Here is a 17675-nt window from a genome sequence, read left to right as displayed (position 1 = left end):
GGCTGAACACATGCTGATCACGCTCACGAGCGAGGACCTCACGAGGGTCCGATTCGAGGCCTCGCCCCTGTGGGAGACCGTCACGAGCCTTCGGGCGCTCCAGCAGGGGACCCCGCTGCACCGGCCATGGATCGACGAGGCCAAGAAGCGCCTCGCAGAGGCCGCCGAGCCGAACGCCCGCGAGCACCTCCGAATCCTCACGACGCTCGTTCCGCCCAAGGGCCCCATCCCCGACGCGCTGACGCCGACACCGCTCCGACAGGATTCGTTCGGCGAGACCCTCAAGGCTTTCACCACGACGCCACCCGAGCTCTGGCTCCGCGACCTCGCCTACCTCGACCACGCGGGGCTCCCCGACTACTCCCGCCGAATCCTCGAGGAGTTCCGGGCAGACATCGGCGCCGCGGTGCCCCGCATCACCGCCGCCCTCGAGTGGTACTGGCGCACCGCCGTCGAGCCTTACTGGCCGCGCCTGCGATCGGTGCTACTCGCGGACATCGACTCGCGTCTCGAGGAGCTGGCCCACCACGGGATCCAGGAGGTCTTCAAGACGCTGCACCCGAGCGTGCGCCCCACCCAGGATGGCCTCGAGATCCTGCGCGGCTGCGAGGCGACCGACCTCCCAGAGCCGGGCCGCGGGCTCATCCTCGTGCCGAACGCGTTCGTGTGGCCTAACACACTCGTGCTCAACACCGCGCCGTTCATCCCGACCATCACGTACGCGCCGCGAGGCGTCGGCCGGCTGTGGGAGAAGGGCCGGGAGACGAAGGAGAGCCCGGTCTCGCGGCTGCTCGGGCGGACGCGGGCACAGATCCTCGCCCAGCTCGACGTGCCGATGACGACGACGCAGCTCGCCTGCGCGCTCGACCTCGCCGCCGGGACCGTCAGCAGCCACCTAAAGATCCTCGCCGAATCGGGGCTCACGGAACCGGTGCGGGCCGGCCGCGAGGTGTTCTACCAGCGGGGCCGCGTGGGCGAGGAACTGCTCACGCGAGCGTGACGCTGCGCTGGCAGAGACCCCACAACGCATCGCCAGGGACCCCACAACGCACCGCCAGGGACCCCACAACGTTGTGGGGTCCCGTCCCACCCGTTGTGGGGTCCTGTCCCACCGGTTGTGGGGTCCCGTCCCACCCGTTGTGGGGTCCCGTCCCAACCGTTGCGGGGTCCCGTCTCACCAGTTGCAGGGTCCCGTCCCACCAGAGACGCCACCACGCTCCGCCGTCGTCTGTTCGCGACCGTGATTGAAGCCCCTCATCAGCGAGCCCCGTGCGACACACCGGGCAATGGCCGGGAGTGGCAGCCGAAGTTGGTCGGAATCGGGCGCCGATCCTGGTCGCACCGTCACGGCGACCCCCAGGTGAGCGCGGTGACGCCGTGGAGCGTCCCGACGAAGACCCGTCCGCCCGAGAGCGTCGGCGTCGCGAAATGCGGCACCGGGCCGAGCTGCGCCTGCTGAAGGATGTGGCCGGTCTCCGGATCGAGCGCGTAGAGCGCTCCCGTCCCGTAGTCCACGACCCACACCGCGCCCGCGCCGATCACGGGAGAGCCGGCCGCGTGCAGCGGCAGCTTCCAGCCCGCGTGGATCGCCGCGGGATCCGTCACGGTCACCTGCTGCAGCCCATCGCGGCACGGCACGTAGAGCGTCGTTCCGCTCACGGCTGGCGTCCCGAAGGCCCGGCCTAGCGACGACTGCGCGACCGCGCCCCCGATCCCGCCGAAGTGGTTGGGGTCCAGCAGGTAGGCCGTGCCCGCCTTTCCGTCCATGAACACGTACGGGCCCACGCGGACGGGGGTCATCGAGCCGAGGTCGGCATCGGCGGCGTTCTCCTGAGCCCAGCTGGACGGGGCGAAGAAGTCGGTGCGGTGCAGCGAGGCGTCGAGGGAGAGCACGGAGTCCGAGCCGTCGTAGCTCGTGGTCGACTCACCGTTGCCTACCCCGACGAGCAGGCGCGAACCGTCGACGGCGGGGCCTCCCGGCGCCCAGATGCCGCCCTCGCGCGACGTCGGCACCACATACGAATCGATCGCGCCGCCGCCCGACGTCGAAACGGAGAGGACGGTCCCGGTGTAGTCGGAGCAGTCGCCGTAGAGCCCGCCGTAGGCGATGTAGACGCGGCCGTCGAGGAGGGCGAGCGCGGCCCGCTGCTGGTAGGCGATCGGCTCGCCGCGCGGAGGCTCGACGTCGCGGCGCACCACAAGTGCGCCGTCGCCGGCGTCGAGGCCCACGAGCTCGTGATGGCCTCCGGAGAGCTCCGCGACCGCGAAGACCAGCCCCGTGGCGGGGTCGTAGACGGGTGTACCCGTGATCCCCAGAGGGTCGATGTCACCACACGGCAGCGCCGATCGCGGGACCGGCGAACCCAGATGGCGCTGCCACACGATCTGGCCGGTCGAGGCATCAACCGCGTACACGGTGTCCGACTCGGTCGCCGCGATCACTCGGCCCCCGACCACGAGCGGCTCGCCGTACACGGCCCCGTCGAGCTGCGTCGACCAGGCGTTGCGGAGCGGCCCGAGGGCGGACAGCCCGGGCGCGGCACCCGTCCGTGCCGCGTCGCGGTGATACGTGGGCCAATCGTCCGGCAGCAGCGGCTGGGAGCTGCGGGCGCCGGGGGACGCCGTCAACGTGCCGATCGGCACCTCGGAGGGCGGCGCCGTCGTCTGCGCGGAAGTGCACGCGGCCGCAGAGGCCAGCGCCACCGCGAGCGCGGCCGCGGCCGCCGCCCGCCGTGCGGCGCGGCCAGCCCCGCCAACCCGCGCGCCCGCCATCTTCCGGTCCTCTCCGAGGCCGATCCCAGCACCATGTCCCTCTACAGTGACACCCTGCCGCCTCCGGGTACCAGAAGAAAACACGACGGCGGCCGGTCGCCTTCCGCGGCGAAAGGCGACCGGCCGCCGTCGACCGCCCAGGCTCACACGCCCAGGCGTGGCACCAGGATCAGTTCGAGTCTTCTCGCTTCGCGAAGACGTCGGTCCCGAAGGGCCGCAGCCCAGTCTGGCCGGCGAAGCCGAGGTGGCCCCGACCGTCAGAGCCGCCGCTCGTGATCCCGAGCAGGTCCTCGTAGCTCCGCAGCGCGGAGTAGTGGTTGTACGGGGTCGCGTTGACGCTGCCGGGCGCGACGAGCTTCGAGTTGAGCAGCACGGCGCCCACGCGGCCACCGCCCGGGTACTGGCCCGGCGCGGTCGGGGGCTTCTCGCCGGTGAACAGCGCCGCGAGCGGCGGGTAGCCGGGGTTGGCGTTGTCCGGGCCCGGCTGCTCGCCGCAGCACGCGCTCGAATCGCTCGCGGAGGCCTCGTCGAACGTGACGACCACGAGCATTTCCCCGCTCTTGTAGGCCGGCGAGTTCAGGATGAGGGGCATCCAGTGCTTGAGCCACAGGTCGGCGCCGACGAGGCCGCCGGCGTGGCCGCCCTCGGTGTTCGTGCCCACGCAGGTGTCGTCGTGGCCGTCGTTGCACACGTTCGGGGTGACCATCGAGAACGCGGGGGTGGTGCTCTTGTGCGCGAGGTCCTCGGCGAGGTGGCCCGTGAACGTGTCTCCGGTCGCCGTCGTCTTGACGGAGCCGAGCGGGACGACGTGCTGGTTGCACGAGGCCGCGTTGTCCGTCACGGAGTGGAAGAAGAGGAACGGGACGTGCCGGATGGCGTACTGATCGGTGGTCGTCGAGTGGTTCGGGAACGTTCCGTTGGCCGCCGGGTGCGCGCAGTCGGTGCCGCCGAGCGGGTCCGGCGTGCCGTGGTCGCGGGCCGGGTCATTGCCCATGTCCTCGGCGTACTGGCGCCACGCGAGCTTCGAGGCGCCCTCGTCGGCACCCTGGTCGTCGGCCTGCTCTTGCGCGGCGCGAGCGTCAAGCTGGTCGCCGATGGTCTTCACGGAGGAGGGGTAGACGCAGCCGCTCCCGTCGACCTGGCCCGGGTACTTGGCCTGGTTCGGGTCGAGCGTGCCGGGCGTGACGTCGGTGTACGTCGAAGCGAACGTCTTCGTGTCCGTGATGCAGTCGTTGCCCGAGACCCGGTTGGGCGCCTGGCCGGAAACCTGGGCCAAGTAGTTGTCGGTGCTGAAGTGGCCCGTCGCGAAGTAGTTCGTGAGGAGCTGGCCCTTCGGGACGAGCGTCTCGTTGAGGTACTTCGCCGGCGAGTTGGGTCCGAACGAGGTGTTGAAGTCCTCGTTCTCGAGGTCGATGACCATCACGTGCTTGATGGCACCGGAGGCGGACGAATCCGGGTTCTGATCTCCTGCCGTGGCGCTCGACGCGAGGGCGACGGCCGCGATCATTGCGGCGGTCACCCCCGCGGCGATGGCGGGAAGTTTGCGCATGGTGTCTCCTTCGTCTGAACGCGAGCATTCGGAATCTACGGAGGCAACGTGAAGGCGCCGTGAATGCGTGCGAACACCACGATGAAAGGGAGAGTGCAACTCTCGGTGAGCCCCGCCGTCGTCCGCTGTGGGCGGGCGCCTCAGAGGTGACAGACGTTGCGCGCGGTGATAAAGCGTAAGGGGAACCAGCAACGCACCAGAAGGAGCCAGCCGTGACCACTTCGAACCCCGCCGAACCCGGCTACCGCGTCCTGAACCCCGCGACGGGCGAGGTCGTCGAGACGTTCCCCACCGCCTCGGACCCGGAGATCGAGGCCGCGATCGGCGCGGCCGCCGCCGCGTACCCAGCCTGGCGCGACACTCCGATCGCGGAGCGCGCCCGGGTTGCCTCTCGCGTCGCCGAGCTGTTCGCGGAGCGCGGCGACGTGCTCGCCGAGATCATCACCACCGAGATGGGCAAGCCGCTGTCGCAGTCCAAGGGCGAGGCCGAATTCTCGGCCGACATCTTCCGCTACTTCGCGACCGAGGGGCCCGCGCTCGCCGCGGACCAGGAGATCAAGACGTTCTCGGGCGGCCGTGCCGTGGTCCAGCGGCTCCCCATCGGGCCGCTCCTGGGCATCATGCCGTGGAACTACCCGTACTACCAGGTGGCCCGCTTCGCCGCGCCGAACCTCGTGCTGGGCAACACGATCCTGCTCAAGCACGCGGAGAACTGCCCGCGCTCGGCCCTCGCGATCGAGCAGATCATGCAGGAGTCCGGCGTGCCCGCTGGCGTTTACACGAACGTCTTCGCGAGCCACGCGCAGGTCGCGGACATCATCGCGGACCCGCGCGTCCAGGGCGTCTCGCTCACGGGCTCCGAGCGCGCGGGGGCGATCATCGGCGAGCTCGCGGGCCGGAACCTCAAGAAGGCGGTCCTCGAGCTCGGCGGCTCAGACCCGTACGTGGTGCTCGACGCCGCGGATGTCAGGGGCGCCGCCGCGACTGCGTGGACCACGCGCATGGAGAACACCGGCCAGGCCTGCAACTCGAACAAGCGCATGATCGTGGCGGAGGGCCTCTTCGACGACTTCGTCGCCGAGCTCACGGCCCGCGCCGAGAGCCTCACGCCGGGCGATCCCGCAGTGGACGCCGAGGGCACCTTCGCGCCGCTGTCCTCGCGCGCGGCCGCCGAGTCCCTCGCCGCCCAGGTCCAGGACGCCGTGGACAGGGGCGCGACGCTGCACACGGGCGGCGTCCTCTCGGCTGGAGGGGCGGCCTACTTCTCCCCCGCCGTCCTCACCGGCGTGACGCCGGACATGCGTGCCTACCGCGAGGAGCTTTTCGGCCCGGTCGCCGTGGTCTACAAGGTCGCGGACGACGACGAGGCCGTGCGCCTCGCGAACGACACCCCCTACGGACTGGGGGGTGCAGTGTTCTCGGAGGACCGCGAGCGCGCCGCCAGGGTCGCGGCCCGGCTCGAGGTCGGGATGTCCAACGTCAACATCCCCGCCGCGGAGGGCGCGGAGATGCCGTTCGGCGGCGTCAAGCGCTCGGGCTTCGGGCGGGAGCTCGGCCCGCTGGGCATGGAGGAGTTCGTGAACAAGCGCCTCTTCTTCGTCGCGGATTAGCCGAGCGAGCAGCACGCGCGGGTTTGGCCGCGCCGCACCCGCTCCAGCTGCTCGCTCACCGCCCCGCGAACGACGGCGGCCGGTCGCCTTCCCCGGGAAGGCAACCGGCCGCCGCGCTGCTTTGAGCGATCAGCCCACGCCGGGGAGACCCGGGACGGTGCCGCCCGGAACCGCGCCGAGCACGCCGTTGAGGAGATTCGTGACGAGCGCGACGAGGGTCGCGAAGGTTGCGCTGAGAGATGCGCCGAGGTTCGTGAGAATCCCCGAAACGGCGGTGGGGTCGATGCCGAGAATTGACGCGATCGGTCCGGCGAATTCGGTGGGGTTGGTCATGATTCTCTCTCCTTAGGTGTCATAGTCAGTTCCGTTCGCGCAGCGCAGGGCCTGACAGGCCGCGCCACTCCCTCAGTCGAACACAGCGAACCGCGGATTTCACCCCTCGGGACGGAAATATGACCCAGCCTCTGGAAATCGATTGTCAAGTTTCATTTACAGAAAAGTGACAGACATTGTCATGCTCCTGCGGAGCGGCACGCGCCGATCCCCCGGCGCGCCCACTCGACCTGGTCGGGCGTGCCGACCCGCACCGCCCACTGCTCGGCGAGCTGGAACTCGACGAGCGCGCGATGCGCCTCGCCGGCGTCGAGCAGGTGCCAGCCGAGGTTGCCGTGGAGGCCCACGCACCAGCGCTGCACGCGCGGCGAGTGAGCGCCCGACGCGTACTCGACCCCGGCACGCGTCCACGATTCGGCGTGCCCGCTGTCCGCGAGCGCGAGCATGTGCAGCGCGTCCGCGGCGAGGAACTCCTCCCCGAGGTGCTCGCCGAGCTCGGCAGCCTGTTCGAAGAGCGGGACCGCCATGGCGGCGTGCCCGGCGGAGTTGAGCACGCGCCCCCGCTCGAGGAGTACGCGGACAGCGATCGTGGGATCTTGCTCCGCGTCGATCGCATCGAGGAGCTCGTCGGCCTCCTCGAACCGGCCCTGCAGGCCGATGGCTCGCCCCAGCTGGGTCGTCAGCTCAGCCAGCTCGGCGCCGTCGTACGCCGGGTCGGCCAGCGCACGGCGGAAGGCCTCCTCGGAGGCCGCGGGGTTCTGGAAGTCCCAGAGCTGGTCAAGGGTCGCCTGTTCGAGCGTCACGGGGCCAACCTCGACCATCCGAGCGCGTCGCGCTGGCCCTTGGGCAGGGAGGCGACGACGAGGTCGTAGGAATCCTCGACCATGTCGCGTACAGCGTCCGCCCCGAGCTCGCCGTCGAGGCGCACGCCGTTCCAGTGCTTCTTGTTCATGTGGTAGGCCCCCGTGATCTCGGGGTGGGCCGCGCGCAGCTGGACTGCGAGGGCCGGATCGCATTTGAGCGAGAGCGACAGCGGGCGCTGCTCGGGCTGGATCGCCGCGAACATCTTGCCTTCGACGGCAGAGCCCGCCGAGGCCGGTGGGCGGACTTTGTAGACGGCCACTTCGGGCCCGAACGGATAGTCTTCGTAGGACCCTGGGAAGGACAAGCAGAGCTCTCTCACGGCATCGGCATCCATGACTCTCAGCCTAGCGGCGCGGAGGTGCCCCCAAGCTGTCAGGCGCGGTCTCGCGGCGTCGGAAGCCCCGCGTGGTCAGGCCGCCGGCCGGTGCTCGATGTCGACCGGCGTGCCCCACAGGAGCGCCCGGAACATTGCCGCGATCGCGGGCCAGAAGCCGCCACGGCCGACGGTCAGGGGTGCCACAGGGCGGTACACGATCATGGCTCTTCCTTTCGGGCTCGGAGTGTTCGTGTAACCACTGTGTGGCCGCCGGCTGGCACGGCGCTTTCGGCCGGCTTTGCGCGGGCTGTAGATCCTGCGGCAGGCACCGTGGCCCGGAAGCGCACCGTTCCTCCGGGGCGGACGTTCGACGGCGCCGAAAGGTCCGCGCTCGCAGGAAGGGTCCGCTTTCGTGGCGCGAAAGCGCTACTCGGCCCCGATGAAGCGCTCGAGATTCACCACGGTGAGCCCAGCCGCGAGCTGGGCCGCTCGGAACGCCGCAAGATCAGCCGCGAACTCCGGCCGGAAGTGCATGAGCACCACGTCGCCTGGCCGAAGGCCGTTGCCGTACTGGTAGTCCATGTGGCCGGCATTGGACTTGGTCTCCCAATCCACCACGGCCTTGATGCCCGCGTCGGCGCACGCCTTCCGCATGACGTTCGAATACGCGCCCCCGGGCGGGCGGAAGAGGGTCGGGCGACGGCCGAACGTGGCCTGCGCGTAGTCCTGCATGCCCTTGATCTCGGCGAGCTGGTAGGCGTACGCCTTCGTGGACATCTGCACGTCGTGGCTGATCGTGTGGTTCTCCACGAAGTCCCCCTCGCGCATGAGCTGGCGGAAGTAGTCGGGGTCGTCCTGAACGAAGTTCTTCGTGAGGAACATCGAGATCGGATACTCGTACTTGTGCAGGAGGTCGATCGCCTCCGGCTTCTTGGTCACGCCGTCGTCGATGGTGAGGAACACGACCGGCTGCTTCGTCGTGACCCGGGTGATGACGGGGGCCAGGCCGTTCACGATCGGCGGCATCTTGAAGTCCGATTCGAAATGCGGCGGCGCGGGCGGCGCGGGGGGCGTCGAGGCATCATCCGAAGCGCGGATCCCTGTCTGGATGTTCGAATCCGGCGGAAGCTCCGAGTCCGGGACTGACTGCGCGGAACGCGTTGGCTGGGGTTCGACGCTCGAGGTGAGCGCTCCACCCACGGCTGCGGCGCCGAGGATCGCCAAGGCAGCCCGGCGGGTGGGATGAGCGCGAACAGGATCGGACATGGATTCCCCTGAGAGGGCCGACGAGATCAGAGCTAGCGTAGTGCAAGCACATTAACGTCCGGAGAACAAGTCAAACGCCGGGGCTCTTGGCGCGTCGCCACGCTTCCTGTGCGGGGCAGGAGTTCATGACGACCTCGAGACCCGCCTCCTTGGCCCGTTCCGCGGCGGCCTCGTCGATCACCCCGAGCTGGAGCCACACCGCCTTGGCCCCCACAGCGATGGCCTCGTCCACCACCTCGCCGACGCGCTGGGAGTTGACGAAGCAGTCCACGACGTCGATCGGCTGGAGCTCGGGAGGAACGTCGGCGAGATGCCGGTAGCCCGTCTCGCCGTGGACGTCCTCCCCGCGGGGATTGATAGGGATGATCTGCTGGCCCAGCTCGTCACGGACGAACTCGGACACGGAATAGGCGGAGCGCCATTGATTCTGGCTCAGACCCACGATGGCCCAGCGGCCAGGCGTGCTCATGAGCCGTTCGATGACCTCGGGATCGTTGACATGTCCCATAACTTCACTCTACGCCGCCGGCTCCGGAATCCGGGCGGAAAGCCCGCGGGACCGGTTCCGCTGTAAGGGAACCGGTCCCGCGGACCGAATGAGGGACGGGGACAGTTATGCCCTCGCGGCCTCGACCGACGACTCTTCGCGGTCCACGTAGCCGTAGAGCTCAGGCAGGATGAACTTGGCGGACAGGAAGCCGATCAGGGAGAGGACGGAGACGGCGAGCGTTGCCCCTACCTTGCCCCACGAGGCGGTCATGATCGGGAAGATGAAGGCGCCGAAGAAGGAGGCCGCCTTCACGAACACGTAGCCGAAGCCCGAGGCCGTGGCCCGGAACCGCGAGGGCGCGACCATCGAGGTGATCGTCATGCCGTTCGAGGCGTCCCAGTAGTGGCCCCACATGAGGGTGCAGGCCCCGATGACGATGAGCCACTGGATGTTCGCGCCGAGGGCGAACGCGCCGATGAGCAGGCCGGCGAACGCGAGGCCGTAGCCCCACATGGCCACGCCGCGGTGGCCGATCTTCTTGATCATGAGCGGCGCCGTGAAGCCCGAGATCGTCGCGAGGACGTAGATCGCCGCGGTGACCAGGTTGGTGCCGGTGATGTTCGTGTTCGCGCCGCTGCCGGCCACGCCGACGCCCGCGGTCACGAGGATCACGGGGAGGTAGAAGCCGAACGCGGTGAACTCCGCACCCTGGCAGGCGTTGGAGATCCAGCCGAAGATCGTGGCCCGGCGACGGGTCTTGTCGGCCCAGATGACCTTGAGGAAGTCGCCGACCTTGGGCTTCTCCATGACGACGTTCTCGTTCGGGAGCATGTCCAGCGGGTCGTTGAAGAGGCGCTGGGAGACTTCCTTGGCCTTGACGAACTGCCCACGCTGGATGAGCGAGAGCGGCGTCTCGGGAAGGTCAAGGCGTGCAAGCAGAAGAATGACGGCGGGGATGGCGCCGATCGCGAGCGCGACGCGCCACAGGATCTCGTGGGGCATGCCGGTCACGTACATGACCGTGATGACCACGATCGAGAAGACCTCGCCGAGGCCGAACATGAACTGCCAGCGGCTGCCCATGACCTCGCGGGCGCCCTTGGTCATCGACTCCATGATGTAGGCGTAGCCGTTGGAGATGTCGCTGCCGAGCGGGATGCCGATGAGGAACCGCATGATGATGAGGTCCCAGACGTTCGTCGAGAAGCCCTGCGCAATAGCCAGCACGATGAACAGCGCCATCGTGAGGATGAACACGCGCTTGCGGCCCAGCCGGTCCGCCACGTACCCGCCGATGAGCGCACCGAGAAGCGCGCCGCCCTGGACACCTGCCGTCACGAGGCCGAGTTGGGCCGCGGTGGGGTGGTATTCGGCCGAAATGAAGACGAGGACGAAGGAGATCGCGTAGAGATCCCACGCCTCGATGAGGATCGTCGCGATCATCATCCAGCCGCCACGGCGGCTGGACGCGGTCCCGTCCTTGTTCAGAAGGACGCCGGTCGCCTCATCGGACAACCGGCGAATGGTGGTCTGGTCCATCATCGCCTTTCTCGCTGGGAACGGACGTGCGTCGTAGCAGCCCGCGAGAGCGGTGTGGAAGACGCCATAGTCACTCCTAGATGGTGATTTACATCTGATCTTGGTCTTTCAGATGCGGCTTAGATCATACCTAAAAACGTGAGGAGCGCAACAGCTATGATGTAGGGACCCCTTTTGGCCTAGATCAGCGACGATCCTCTAGGAGGAGTCCACATGGTGCACGCCGGCCCGCTTGCCACGCCCGGCCCCTCGGTTTCGACCGGCCTGCACGCCAGAGTGCTCGACGAGGTGGGCTCCGCCATTACTGACGGGACACTCGCGGCGGGTCGCGTCATCCAGATCGAAGAGCTCGAGGAACGCTACGGCGTCTCGCGCTCAGTGGTCCGCGAGGCCGTGCGCGTGCTCGCCTCGATGGGGCTCGTCGCCATGCGGCGCCGTATCGGCGTCCAGATCCTCCCAGCCGCCGAATGGAACCTCTACGATCCCCAGGTGATCCGCTGGCGGCTAGCGTCGTCGGACCGCTTCGCCCAGCTGAGGTCGCTCACCGAGCTGCGCGCCGCCGTCGAGCCTGAAGCCGCCCGCCTCGCCGCCCTGCGGGCGCCCCAGACCGCCGCCGCGGAGATCATGACCCTCGCAGGCGAGCTGTGGGCCGCGGGACACGACACCGACAGCGAGCGGTTCCTCCCCCTCGACATCGAGTTCCACCGCTGCATTCTCGAGGCCTCTGGGAACGAGATGTTCGCGACGCTTCACCCGCTCGTGGCCGAAGTCCTCTCAGGGCGCACGCATCTCGGTCTCATGCCCGACCGGCCGCATGCGAACGCCCTGGAGCTGCACATGGACGTGGCCGTGGCCATTCAGCGTTCACGGCCGGACGAAGCGCACGACGCCATGCGGGCCATCATGACCCGGACCATGTCCGAGCTCGCCGCACCACTCGACCAGCCCCGCTGACGAGGCGCTCAGAGCCCTCCACCGAGGACCTGCGGCGCCTTGAGGTGCCGTGGTCCGCCTTGGAGGGCCGCCGCCTGTGGAATCCCGAGCTCAGGCAGCGCAAGCCCCGGATCACCCGGCTGGTTCGCCTGCTGGCCCGGCGCGGCCGCGGGCTGGCCGCCGCCCTTCGCCGCCCCCGGCTGGGATGGCTGGGATGCCCCGCCGGACGGCCACCGGCCGCCCGCGTTCGCGCCCTGGGAGTGGGATTGCGCGGCGCTGGCCGAGGCCTCGTCGTCGTTCGTCGACTCGGCGGAGTGCCGCCCTGCGGAGCCCCGGACCGCCTGGGCGATCATCGTCTCGGCGGCAGTGAGCGCGTTCCGCGCGTCGTCCCCGAGGCGCTGGGCCGGATCGTCCGCGCGGTGGCGGGGCGTCCCCGCCCCACCCGCATCCGCGGCGGCGGGCGCGGCGGGTTGCTGCGGGCTGTCCGCTGGGGTGTCGTGCGAGACCGGGACGACGGCGGGCGGCTCCTGGGCGGTCGGCGTCGACTGACCCGCGGAGCTCTGGGCCGCCTTGGCCGGGGCTGCTGCGGACCGCACGCTGGACGACGGCGCGTCGCCCGAGTAGTCGACCCCGCCCAGGGCGGCGACGCCCGAAGCGCTGAGCCCGACGCCGGCCACGACGGCGGCGCTGATCATAGCGCCGCGGTGGCGCTTGCGCGGGGCGGCCCGCACGGCCGCGAGCTCGATCGGCACCGCAAGCTTCTCGAGCGCGGCTTCGGCCGCGCGGCTCCCCGCGCGAGTCGGGGCCGCACCGACGAAGGGTGCCGAGGAACCGCCCACGCCCGCCAAGAATTCGGCGAGCGCCCCGGACGGCTCGGGAGCCTCGGCCGGGGAGAGCGCGCGGAGGGATTCAAGCGCCTGGCCAAGCGCGGCGTCGTGCGCCATGCCGGACTCGGCGAGGATGTCCGCTACCGGATCCCGCATCGATTCGCTGCTCACTGTGCCATCACCCCTTCCGAAACCATCTCCCGCAGAGCCTTGAGGCCCCGTCGCTGTAGCTGCTTGACCGCGCCCGGGGTCTTCCCGAGCACCGTCGCCACATCGTCGATGCTCAGCTCGCCGACGATGCGGAGCATGAGCACGTCTCGCTGCTCAGCTCTGAGCGCGCCGATCAGGAGGTGGGCATCGGTCTGGCCGGTGCGCACCAAAGCCTCGGACTCCGCGGAGGGAACCTCGCGCTGGTCCAGGAGCGGGTCGTAGTCGACATTGAGCGGACGCCGCTCGGTGCGCCGGTAGTAGTCGACGGCACGTGCATGCGCGACGGAGAAGACGAAGGTGCGCAGTCCGGCCACACCGCCGGTGATCTCCCCGATGCGCGGGAGCACGCTCAGGAAGACATCCTGCATGAGCGCCTCGGGATCGTCGACGCCGCGCGCCCCGAAGTAGCCGATGACCGCCGGAGCCAGCGCCCTGTACACCCGCGCGAACAGATCCGGCTCAGGATGAACGCCAGCCACGAGGTCATGATCCGTGAGTACGTCCGTCACGTTTCCCCACTCCGTAGAGTCATCCCCAATGGCCGTCCCAGTGTATAGCCACGGGCCGCCGCGCACGCACCCGACTAAGACATAGGAGAAGCCGGGCTGGAACATGATGGGGGACAGATTCCAACCCGGCTTCCACATACGTCATCGCACGGGGGGCCTCGAAGGTTACGCGCGAGTTCGGTTTTTTCTGGGAAGTATTTCGGGGCCAGCTGAGGGTGGCCGGGAGCCCGATCTGACGGTGCTCCGGGCCTAGTCGATGAGGTCGCGGACCACGATGGTCTGGTCGCGGTCCGGGCCGACGCCGATGGCTGAGAAGCGCGTGCCGGAGAGCTTCTCGAGGGCCAGGACGTAGTCGCGCGCGTTCGCAGGGAGGTCGTCGAGGCTCTTCGCCCCCGAGATGTCCTCGGTCCAGCCGTCGAAGTACTCGAAGATCGGCTTCGCGTGGTGGAACTCGGTCTGAGTCATGGGCATCTCGTCGTGGCGGATGCCGTCCACGTCGTAGGCGACGCACACGGGAATCTGCTCGATCCCTGTGAGGACGTCGAGCTTCGTGAGGAAGTAGTCCGTGAAGCCGTTCACCCGCGAGGCGTGTCGGGCAAGGACGGCGTCATACCAGCCGCAGCGCCGCGGACGGCCCGTGTTGACCCCGAACTCGCCGCCGGTCTTCTGGAGGTGCTCGCCCATCTCGTCGAAGAGCTCGGTCGGGAACGGGCCCGCGCCGACTCGCGTCGTGTAGGCCTTGATGATGCCGATGGCGCGCGAGATCCGTGTGGGCCCGATGCCGGAGCCCACGGACGCGCCGCCCGCCGTCGGGTTCGAGGACGTCACGAACGGGTACGTCCCGTGGTCCACGTCAAGGAAGGTCGCCTGGCCGCCCTCCATGAGGACGACCTTGCCGTCGTCGAGCGCTCGGTTGAGCTCGTAGGTGGAGTCGATCATGAGCGGACGCAGCCGGTCGGCGAAGCCCAGGAAGTAGTCCACGGTCTCGTCAACGCTCACCGCGCGGCGGTTGTAGACCTTCACGAGGAGCTCGTTCTTCTGGTGCAGCGAGCCTTCGACCTTCTGGCGCAGGATCGACTCGTCGAAGACGTCCTGCACGCGGATGCCGAGCCGCGCGACCTTGTCCATGTAGGCCGGTCCGATGCCGCGGCCGGTCGTGCCGATCGCGCGCTTGCCGAGGAAGCGCTCGGTCACCTTGTCGAGCGTCTGGTGGAACGGCGCCACGAGGTGCGCGTTCGCGGAGACGCGGAGCCGGGACGTGTCGCCGCCGCGCGCCTCGAGCCCCTCGATCTCTTCGAAGAGCGCCTCGAGGTTCACCACGCAGCCGTTGCCGATGATCGGGATCGCATTGGGGCTCAGGATGCCTGCGGGAAGGAGCTTGAGCTCGTACTTCTCGCCGCCCACCACGACCGTGTGGCCCGCGTTGTTTCCGCCGTTGGGCTTGACCACGTAGTCCACGCGCCCGCCGAGCAGATCGGTGGCTTTGCCTTTGCCCTCGTCGCCCCACTGGGCTCCGACGATCACGATTGCGGGCATGGATTCCTCCCCGAGGATTACCGCCTCCGGCCCGGCTGGCCGAACGCTGCGTGGAAAAACCCCGGCTCTGGCGCGCGGCCGCCTCTGCAGGTCCTCACGCTCCGGGCGTCGTGCCTCCGGGCGCGGGATCCAACATCGGCAGAGCTGCGCGGCAAGTGTGCCGGGGCTCTTGCCACCCAAGTCTACCGAAGGGGTGCGTGGAAGCGGCGAAAGCGGGAAACAGAAGGGCACGAAAGCTTGCGGGAGGACACAGAGTGGACAACAACAGCCGTTGGAGCGCACGGACGGCCGGCAAGGCAAAGGACGGCGCCCGGAAGGCCGAGCACCAGACGGAGAAGGTCACCCGCTCGCCGTTCGCGAAAGGAGTGGCCCGTGCCGGTTTCGTCTTCGTCGGCCTGCTGCACGTCCTGATCGCCTGGCTCGCAGCTGAAGTCGCGCTCGGAGGCAACAGCAACGCCGACCAGACCGGCGCCGTCGAGCAGATTGCCTCGGCACCCGGTGGCCCGGCTCTCCTGTGGGGCGGCGCGGTCTGCTGCGTGGCGCTCGCGGTGTGGATGGTCCTCGAGTTCGCCACCGAGTGGCGCCGGCACGGGAAGCCGACCAAGGGGCTCGGCCCGTTCGGGACCGGCATCGCCTATCTCGCGCTGGCCGGGCTGTTCGTAAGCTTCGCAGTGGGCAACCGAGAGAACTCGAGCGATCAGTCGAAGGAACTCACGGCGACCCTCCTCGCCGCGCCTTTCGGCGTCGTCGTCCTCGTTGCCGCGGGCCTTGCCCTCCTCGCGGCCGGCGGATACTTCGGCTTCCGGGGCGTGACCCGCTCGTTCCTCGGGAAGGACGCACAGCCCACGCCGCTTGTCCCCACGTGGGTCAAGGTGGTGGGCTGCATCGGCTTCATTGCGAAGGGCGTTGCCCTTGCCGTGGTGGGCCTGCTGGTCCTCGTGGCGACGGCGCGGCACGACGCGAGTCAGCAGAGCGGGCTCGACGGCGCGCTGAAGAGCCTTGCGGGCCAGCCGTACGGCGGCTGGATCCTGGGCGCCGTCGCCCTGGGGCTCGCGTGCTACGGCGCCTACTCCGCGGCGAGGGCGAGATACGCAGACTTCTAGCTGACCCCGCCCCGCCCCGCCCTCCCCTTCCCGTCTCGGGTACAGATACTGAGCGCCTCACGCATCTCGGGTACACCAACTCCCCGCCCCGCCCGTCTCGGGTACACCAACTCCCCGCCCCGCCCGTCTCGGGTACAGATGATCTGTACCCGAAACGCCCCAGGCGAGGCAGTATCTGTACCCGAAACGGCTAGGGGCGGCAGTATCTGTACCCGAAACGAGAAGGTAGGGGTGGTGGTGTGGGGGTCAGGTGGCGTATTGCCTTCGGAGATCGGCCTTGCGGATCTTGCCGCTCGCTGTCCTCGGCATCTCCTCGACGAACACGACCGACTTCGGGATCTTGTACCGGGCGAGTCGTCCGTCCAGGTGAGCTCGTACGTCGTCGCCTGTGAGCTCCGCGCCCTCGCGCAAGGTGACGATCGCACGGGGGACCTCGCCCCATTTCTCGTCCGGCACGCCGATGACGGCGACCGACGCGATCTGGGGCAGCTCGACGATCGCGGCCTCCACCTCCGCCGGGTAGACGTTCTCGCCGCCGGAGATGATCATGTCCTTGAGCCGGTCTGAGACAAAGAGGAACCCCTCCTCGTCCACGTAGCCCATGTCCCCCGACCTGAACCAGCCCTCCGCGAAGCCGGACCGCGTCGCCTCGGAACGGTTCCAGTACTCGCGGATCACGTTCGGGCCCATGATCTGAATCTCCCCGACCTCCCCGGGAGGGACCACCTCCCCGAGCGGGTCCGCGATTCGCATGGACGTGAAGAAATGCGGGAGCCCCGAGGACCCGGCCTTCTCCCGCGAGCGTTCGCGCGGAAGCATCGTCACGCCGGGGGCAGTCTCGGTCATGCCGTAGCACGCGGTGAAGCCGATCCCCCGGGCCTCGTACGCCTCGAGCACTCGCGCCGGGATCGCGGACCCGCCGCACGTGAGCTTGCTGAGCGAGCCGAGGTCCGTCGACGCCCACGAAGCTTGCTCGGCGAGCATCTGGAACGTCGTCGGGACCCCGCTCAGCGTCGTGACCTTGTGCCGCTCGATGAGGCCCAGCGCGCGGCCCGGATCGAACTTCTGCTCGAGCACCACGGTCGCGCCCTTCAGCAGCATCGGCAGGAGGCCCATGTCGAGCGACGCGACGTGGAACAGCGGCGAGATCATGAGCGCAACGTCGTGCGAGCTGACATCCATGTCGACCAGGACGTTGTAGCAGTTCCATGTGAGGTTGCCATGCGTGAGCAGCGCGCCCTTCGGCCGGCCCGTGGTGCCGGAGGTGTACAGGATCATCGCGCCCTCATCGAGGTTCACCGTCTCGTCGATCGGCTCCGCGGGCGCCGCGAGGAGCGCTTCCTCGTAGCGTTCGACGGCGGGGCCCACCTCAGCGGAGGGGGCGGCGCCGCCGGCAGTATTCCCGCCCGCGACGGCGTCAGCGACGATCAGGCGACGCTGCACGCCGGTACCCTCGACGGCGGCCGCGGCGAGCGCGTCGAGCCGGGCCGACGCGACGAGGAGCCGCACGCCGGCGTCGTCGAGCTGGAACTGAAGCTCAGGCGCGGCGAGCCGGGTGTTGAGCGGCACGAACACCGCGCCGAGCAGTCCGCACGCAAAGAACGTCTCGACGAAGGCCGGATCGTTCTCACCGAGGTACGCGACGCGGTCCCCGCGGGCCACACCGCGCCGGCGCAGCGCGTTGGCCAGCCGATCCGTCCGCTCGGCGAGCTCGGCGTACGAGATGCTCCGCTCCCCTGCGATCAGGGCAGTCTTCGAGCCGGACTTCGGACGTCGCCGCTCGAGCCAGGAGCCAACTCCGTTGTTGTACATGGGGAC

17 protein-coding genes are annotated in these 17675 nt (G+C 69.2%); 4 read left to right on the top strand and 13 right to left on the bottom strand.

All coding sequences use genetic code 11. From position 1 onward, the window contains the following. Positions 1 to 10 precede the first annotated feature (10 nt). Positions 11 to 1000 carry an ArsR/SmtB family transcription factor gene (locus E6A26_RS09905; RefSeq protein ID WP_136611031.1) on the top strand — a complete coding sequence of 330 codons (990 nt, stop codon included), beginning with the start codon at positions 11 to 13 and terminating at the stop codon, positions 998 to 1000. 344 nt (positions 1001 to 1344) lie between these two features. Here the strand turns inward: E6A26_RS09905 and E6A26_RS09900 are convergent, their stop codons facing one another. Together E6A26_RS09900 and E6A26_RS09895 are read right to left on the bottom strand one after the other, a co-directional pair. Next, entirely contained in the window at positions 1345 to 2772 is a 1428-nt protein-coding gene (locus E6A26_RS09900) for an outer membrane protein assembly factor BamB family protein (protein ID WP_136611030.1), read from the bottom strand. Positions 2773 to 2941: 169 nt separating this feature from the next. Further along, positions 2942 to 4321 carry an alkaline phosphatase family protein gene (locus tag E6A26_RS09895; RefSeq protein WP_136611029.1) on the bottom strand — a complete coding sequence of 460 codons (1380 nt, stop codon included), beginning with the start codon at positions 4319 to 4321 and terminating at the stop codon, positions 2942 to 2944. A gap of 212 nt (positions 4322 to 4533) precedes the next feature. Here E6A26_RS09895 and E6A26_RS09890 point away from each other — a divergent pair, with 212 nt between their 5' ends. Beyond that, positions 4534 to 5931 (top strand): NAD-dependent succinate-semialdehyde dehydrogenase, encoded by a 1398-nt coding sequence (locus E6A26_RS09890; protein ID WP_136611028.1) that lies wholly within the window; start codon positions 4534 to 4536, stop codon positions 5929 to 5931. 129 nt (positions 5932 to 6060) lie between these two features. Here the strand turns inward: E6A26_RS09890 and E6A26_RS09885 are convergent, their stop codons facing one another. The 7 genes from E6A26_RS09885 to E6A26_RS09860 form a co-directional block, all read right to left on the bottom strand. Then, positions 6061 to 6264, bottom strand: a complete 204-nt coding sequence (locus E6A26_RS09885; protein ID WP_136611027.1) for a hypothetical protein — start codon at positions 6262 to 6264, stop codon at positions 6061 to 6063. Between the two features lie 179 nt (positions 6265 to 6443). After that, positions 6444 to 7067 (bottom strand): tetratricopeptide repeat protein, encoded by a 624-nt coding sequence (locus E6A26_RS09880; RefSeq protein WP_234865312.1) that lies wholly within the window; start codon positions 7065 to 7067, stop codon positions 6444 to 6446. Then, positions 7064 to 7462: an MmcQ/YjbR family DNA-binding protein gene (locus E6A26_RS09875; protein WP_136611025.1), complete on the bottom strand. Its 399-nt coding sequence runs from the start codon at positions 7460 to 7462 to the stop codon at positions 7064 to 7066. Before E6A26_RS09875 ends, E6A26_RS09880 begins: the two co-directional genes overlap by 4 nt. A gap of 75 nt (positions 7463 to 7537) precedes the next feature. Then, positions 7538 to 7666, bottom strand: a complete 129-nt coding sequence (locus tag E6A26_RS18045; RefSeq protein WP_268815379.1) for a hypothetical protein — start codon at positions 7664 to 7666, stop codon at positions 7538 to 7540. 204 nt (positions 7667 to 7870) lie between these two features. Next, positions 7871 to 8710, bottom strand: a complete 840-nt coding sequence (locus E6A26_RS09870) for a polysaccharide deacetylase family protein (protein WP_234865311.1) — start codon at positions 8708 to 8710, stop codon at positions 7871 to 7873. Positions 8711 to 8780: 70 nt separating this feature from the next. Then, positions 8781 to 9218, bottom strand: coding sequence for a CoA-binding protein (locus E6A26_RS09865; RefSeq protein ID WP_136611024.1), 438 nt, complete (start codon positions 9216 to 9218; stop codon positions 8781 to 8783). A 105-nt stretch (positions 9219 to 9323) separates the two neighbouring features. Then, positions 9324 to 10739 (bottom strand): MFS transporter, encoded by a 1416-nt coding sequence (locus E6A26_RS09860; protein WP_168928712.1) that lies wholly within the window; start codon positions 10737 to 10739, stop codon positions 9324 to 9326. A 213-nt stretch (positions 10740 to 10952) separates the two neighbouring features. Here E6A26_RS09860 and E6A26_RS09855 point away from each other — a divergent pair, with 213 nt between their 5' ends. Next, on the top strand, positions 10953 to 11693 hold the full coding sequence (locus E6A26_RS09855) for a FadR/GntR family transcriptional regulator (RefSeq protein WP_136611022.1): 741 nt from the start codon (positions 10953 to 10955) through the stop codon (positions 11691 to 11693). 8 nt (positions 11694 to 11701) lie between these two features. Here E6A26_RS09855 and E6A26_RS09850 read toward each other — a convergent pair whose 3' ends face one another. From E6A26_RS09850 to E6A26_RS09840, 3 genes are all read right to left on the bottom strand, one after another. Next, on the bottom strand, positions 11702 to 12670 hold the full coding sequence (locus E6A26_RS09850; protein WP_136611021.1) for a hypothetical protein: 969 nt from the start codon (positions 12668 to 12670) through the stop codon (positions 11702 to 11704). Continuing rightward, a complete protein-coding gene (locus E6A26_RS09845; protein ID WP_234865309.1) occupies positions 12667 to 13218 on the bottom strand; it encodes an RNA polymerase sigma factor in 552 nt (183 codons plus the stop codon). Before E6A26_RS09845 ends, E6A26_RS09850 begins: the two co-directional genes overlap by 4 nt. Positions 13219 to 13467: 249 nt before the next feature. Beyond that, positions 13468 to 14754 (bottom strand): adenylosuccinate synthase, encoded by a 1287-nt coding sequence (locus tag E6A26_RS09840; protein ID WP_136611019.1) that lies wholly within the window; start codon positions 14752 to 14754, stop codon positions 13468 to 13470. Between the two features lie 254 nt (positions 14755 to 15008). Between E6A26_RS09840 and E6A26_RS09835 the strand changes: the two genes are divergently transcribed. Further along, positions 15009 to 15857, top strand: a complete 849-nt coding sequence (locus E6A26_RS09835) for a DUF1206 domain-containing protein (protein ID WP_136611018.1) — start codon at positions 15009 to 15011, stop codon at positions 15855 to 15857. A gap of 246 nt (positions 15858 to 16103) precedes the next feature. Here the strand turns inward: E6A26_RS09835 and menE are convergent, their stop codons facing one another. Next, positions 16104 to 17669, bottom strand: coding sequence for an o-succinylbenzoate--CoA ligase (gene menE / locus E6A26_RS09830; RefSeq protein WP_136611017.1), 1566 nt, complete (start codon positions 17667 to 17669; stop codon positions 16104 to 16106). Between the last annotated feature and the right edge of the window lie 6 nt (positions 17670 to 17675).

Source organism: Sinomonas albida (assembly GCF_004919045.1).
GTDB lineage: Bacteria > Actinomycetota > Actinomycetes > Actinomycetales > Micrococcaceae > Sinomonas > Sinomonas albida.
Note: the sequence above shows the minus strand (reverse complement) of the source record. Positions and strands in the feature narration are given on the sequence as shown.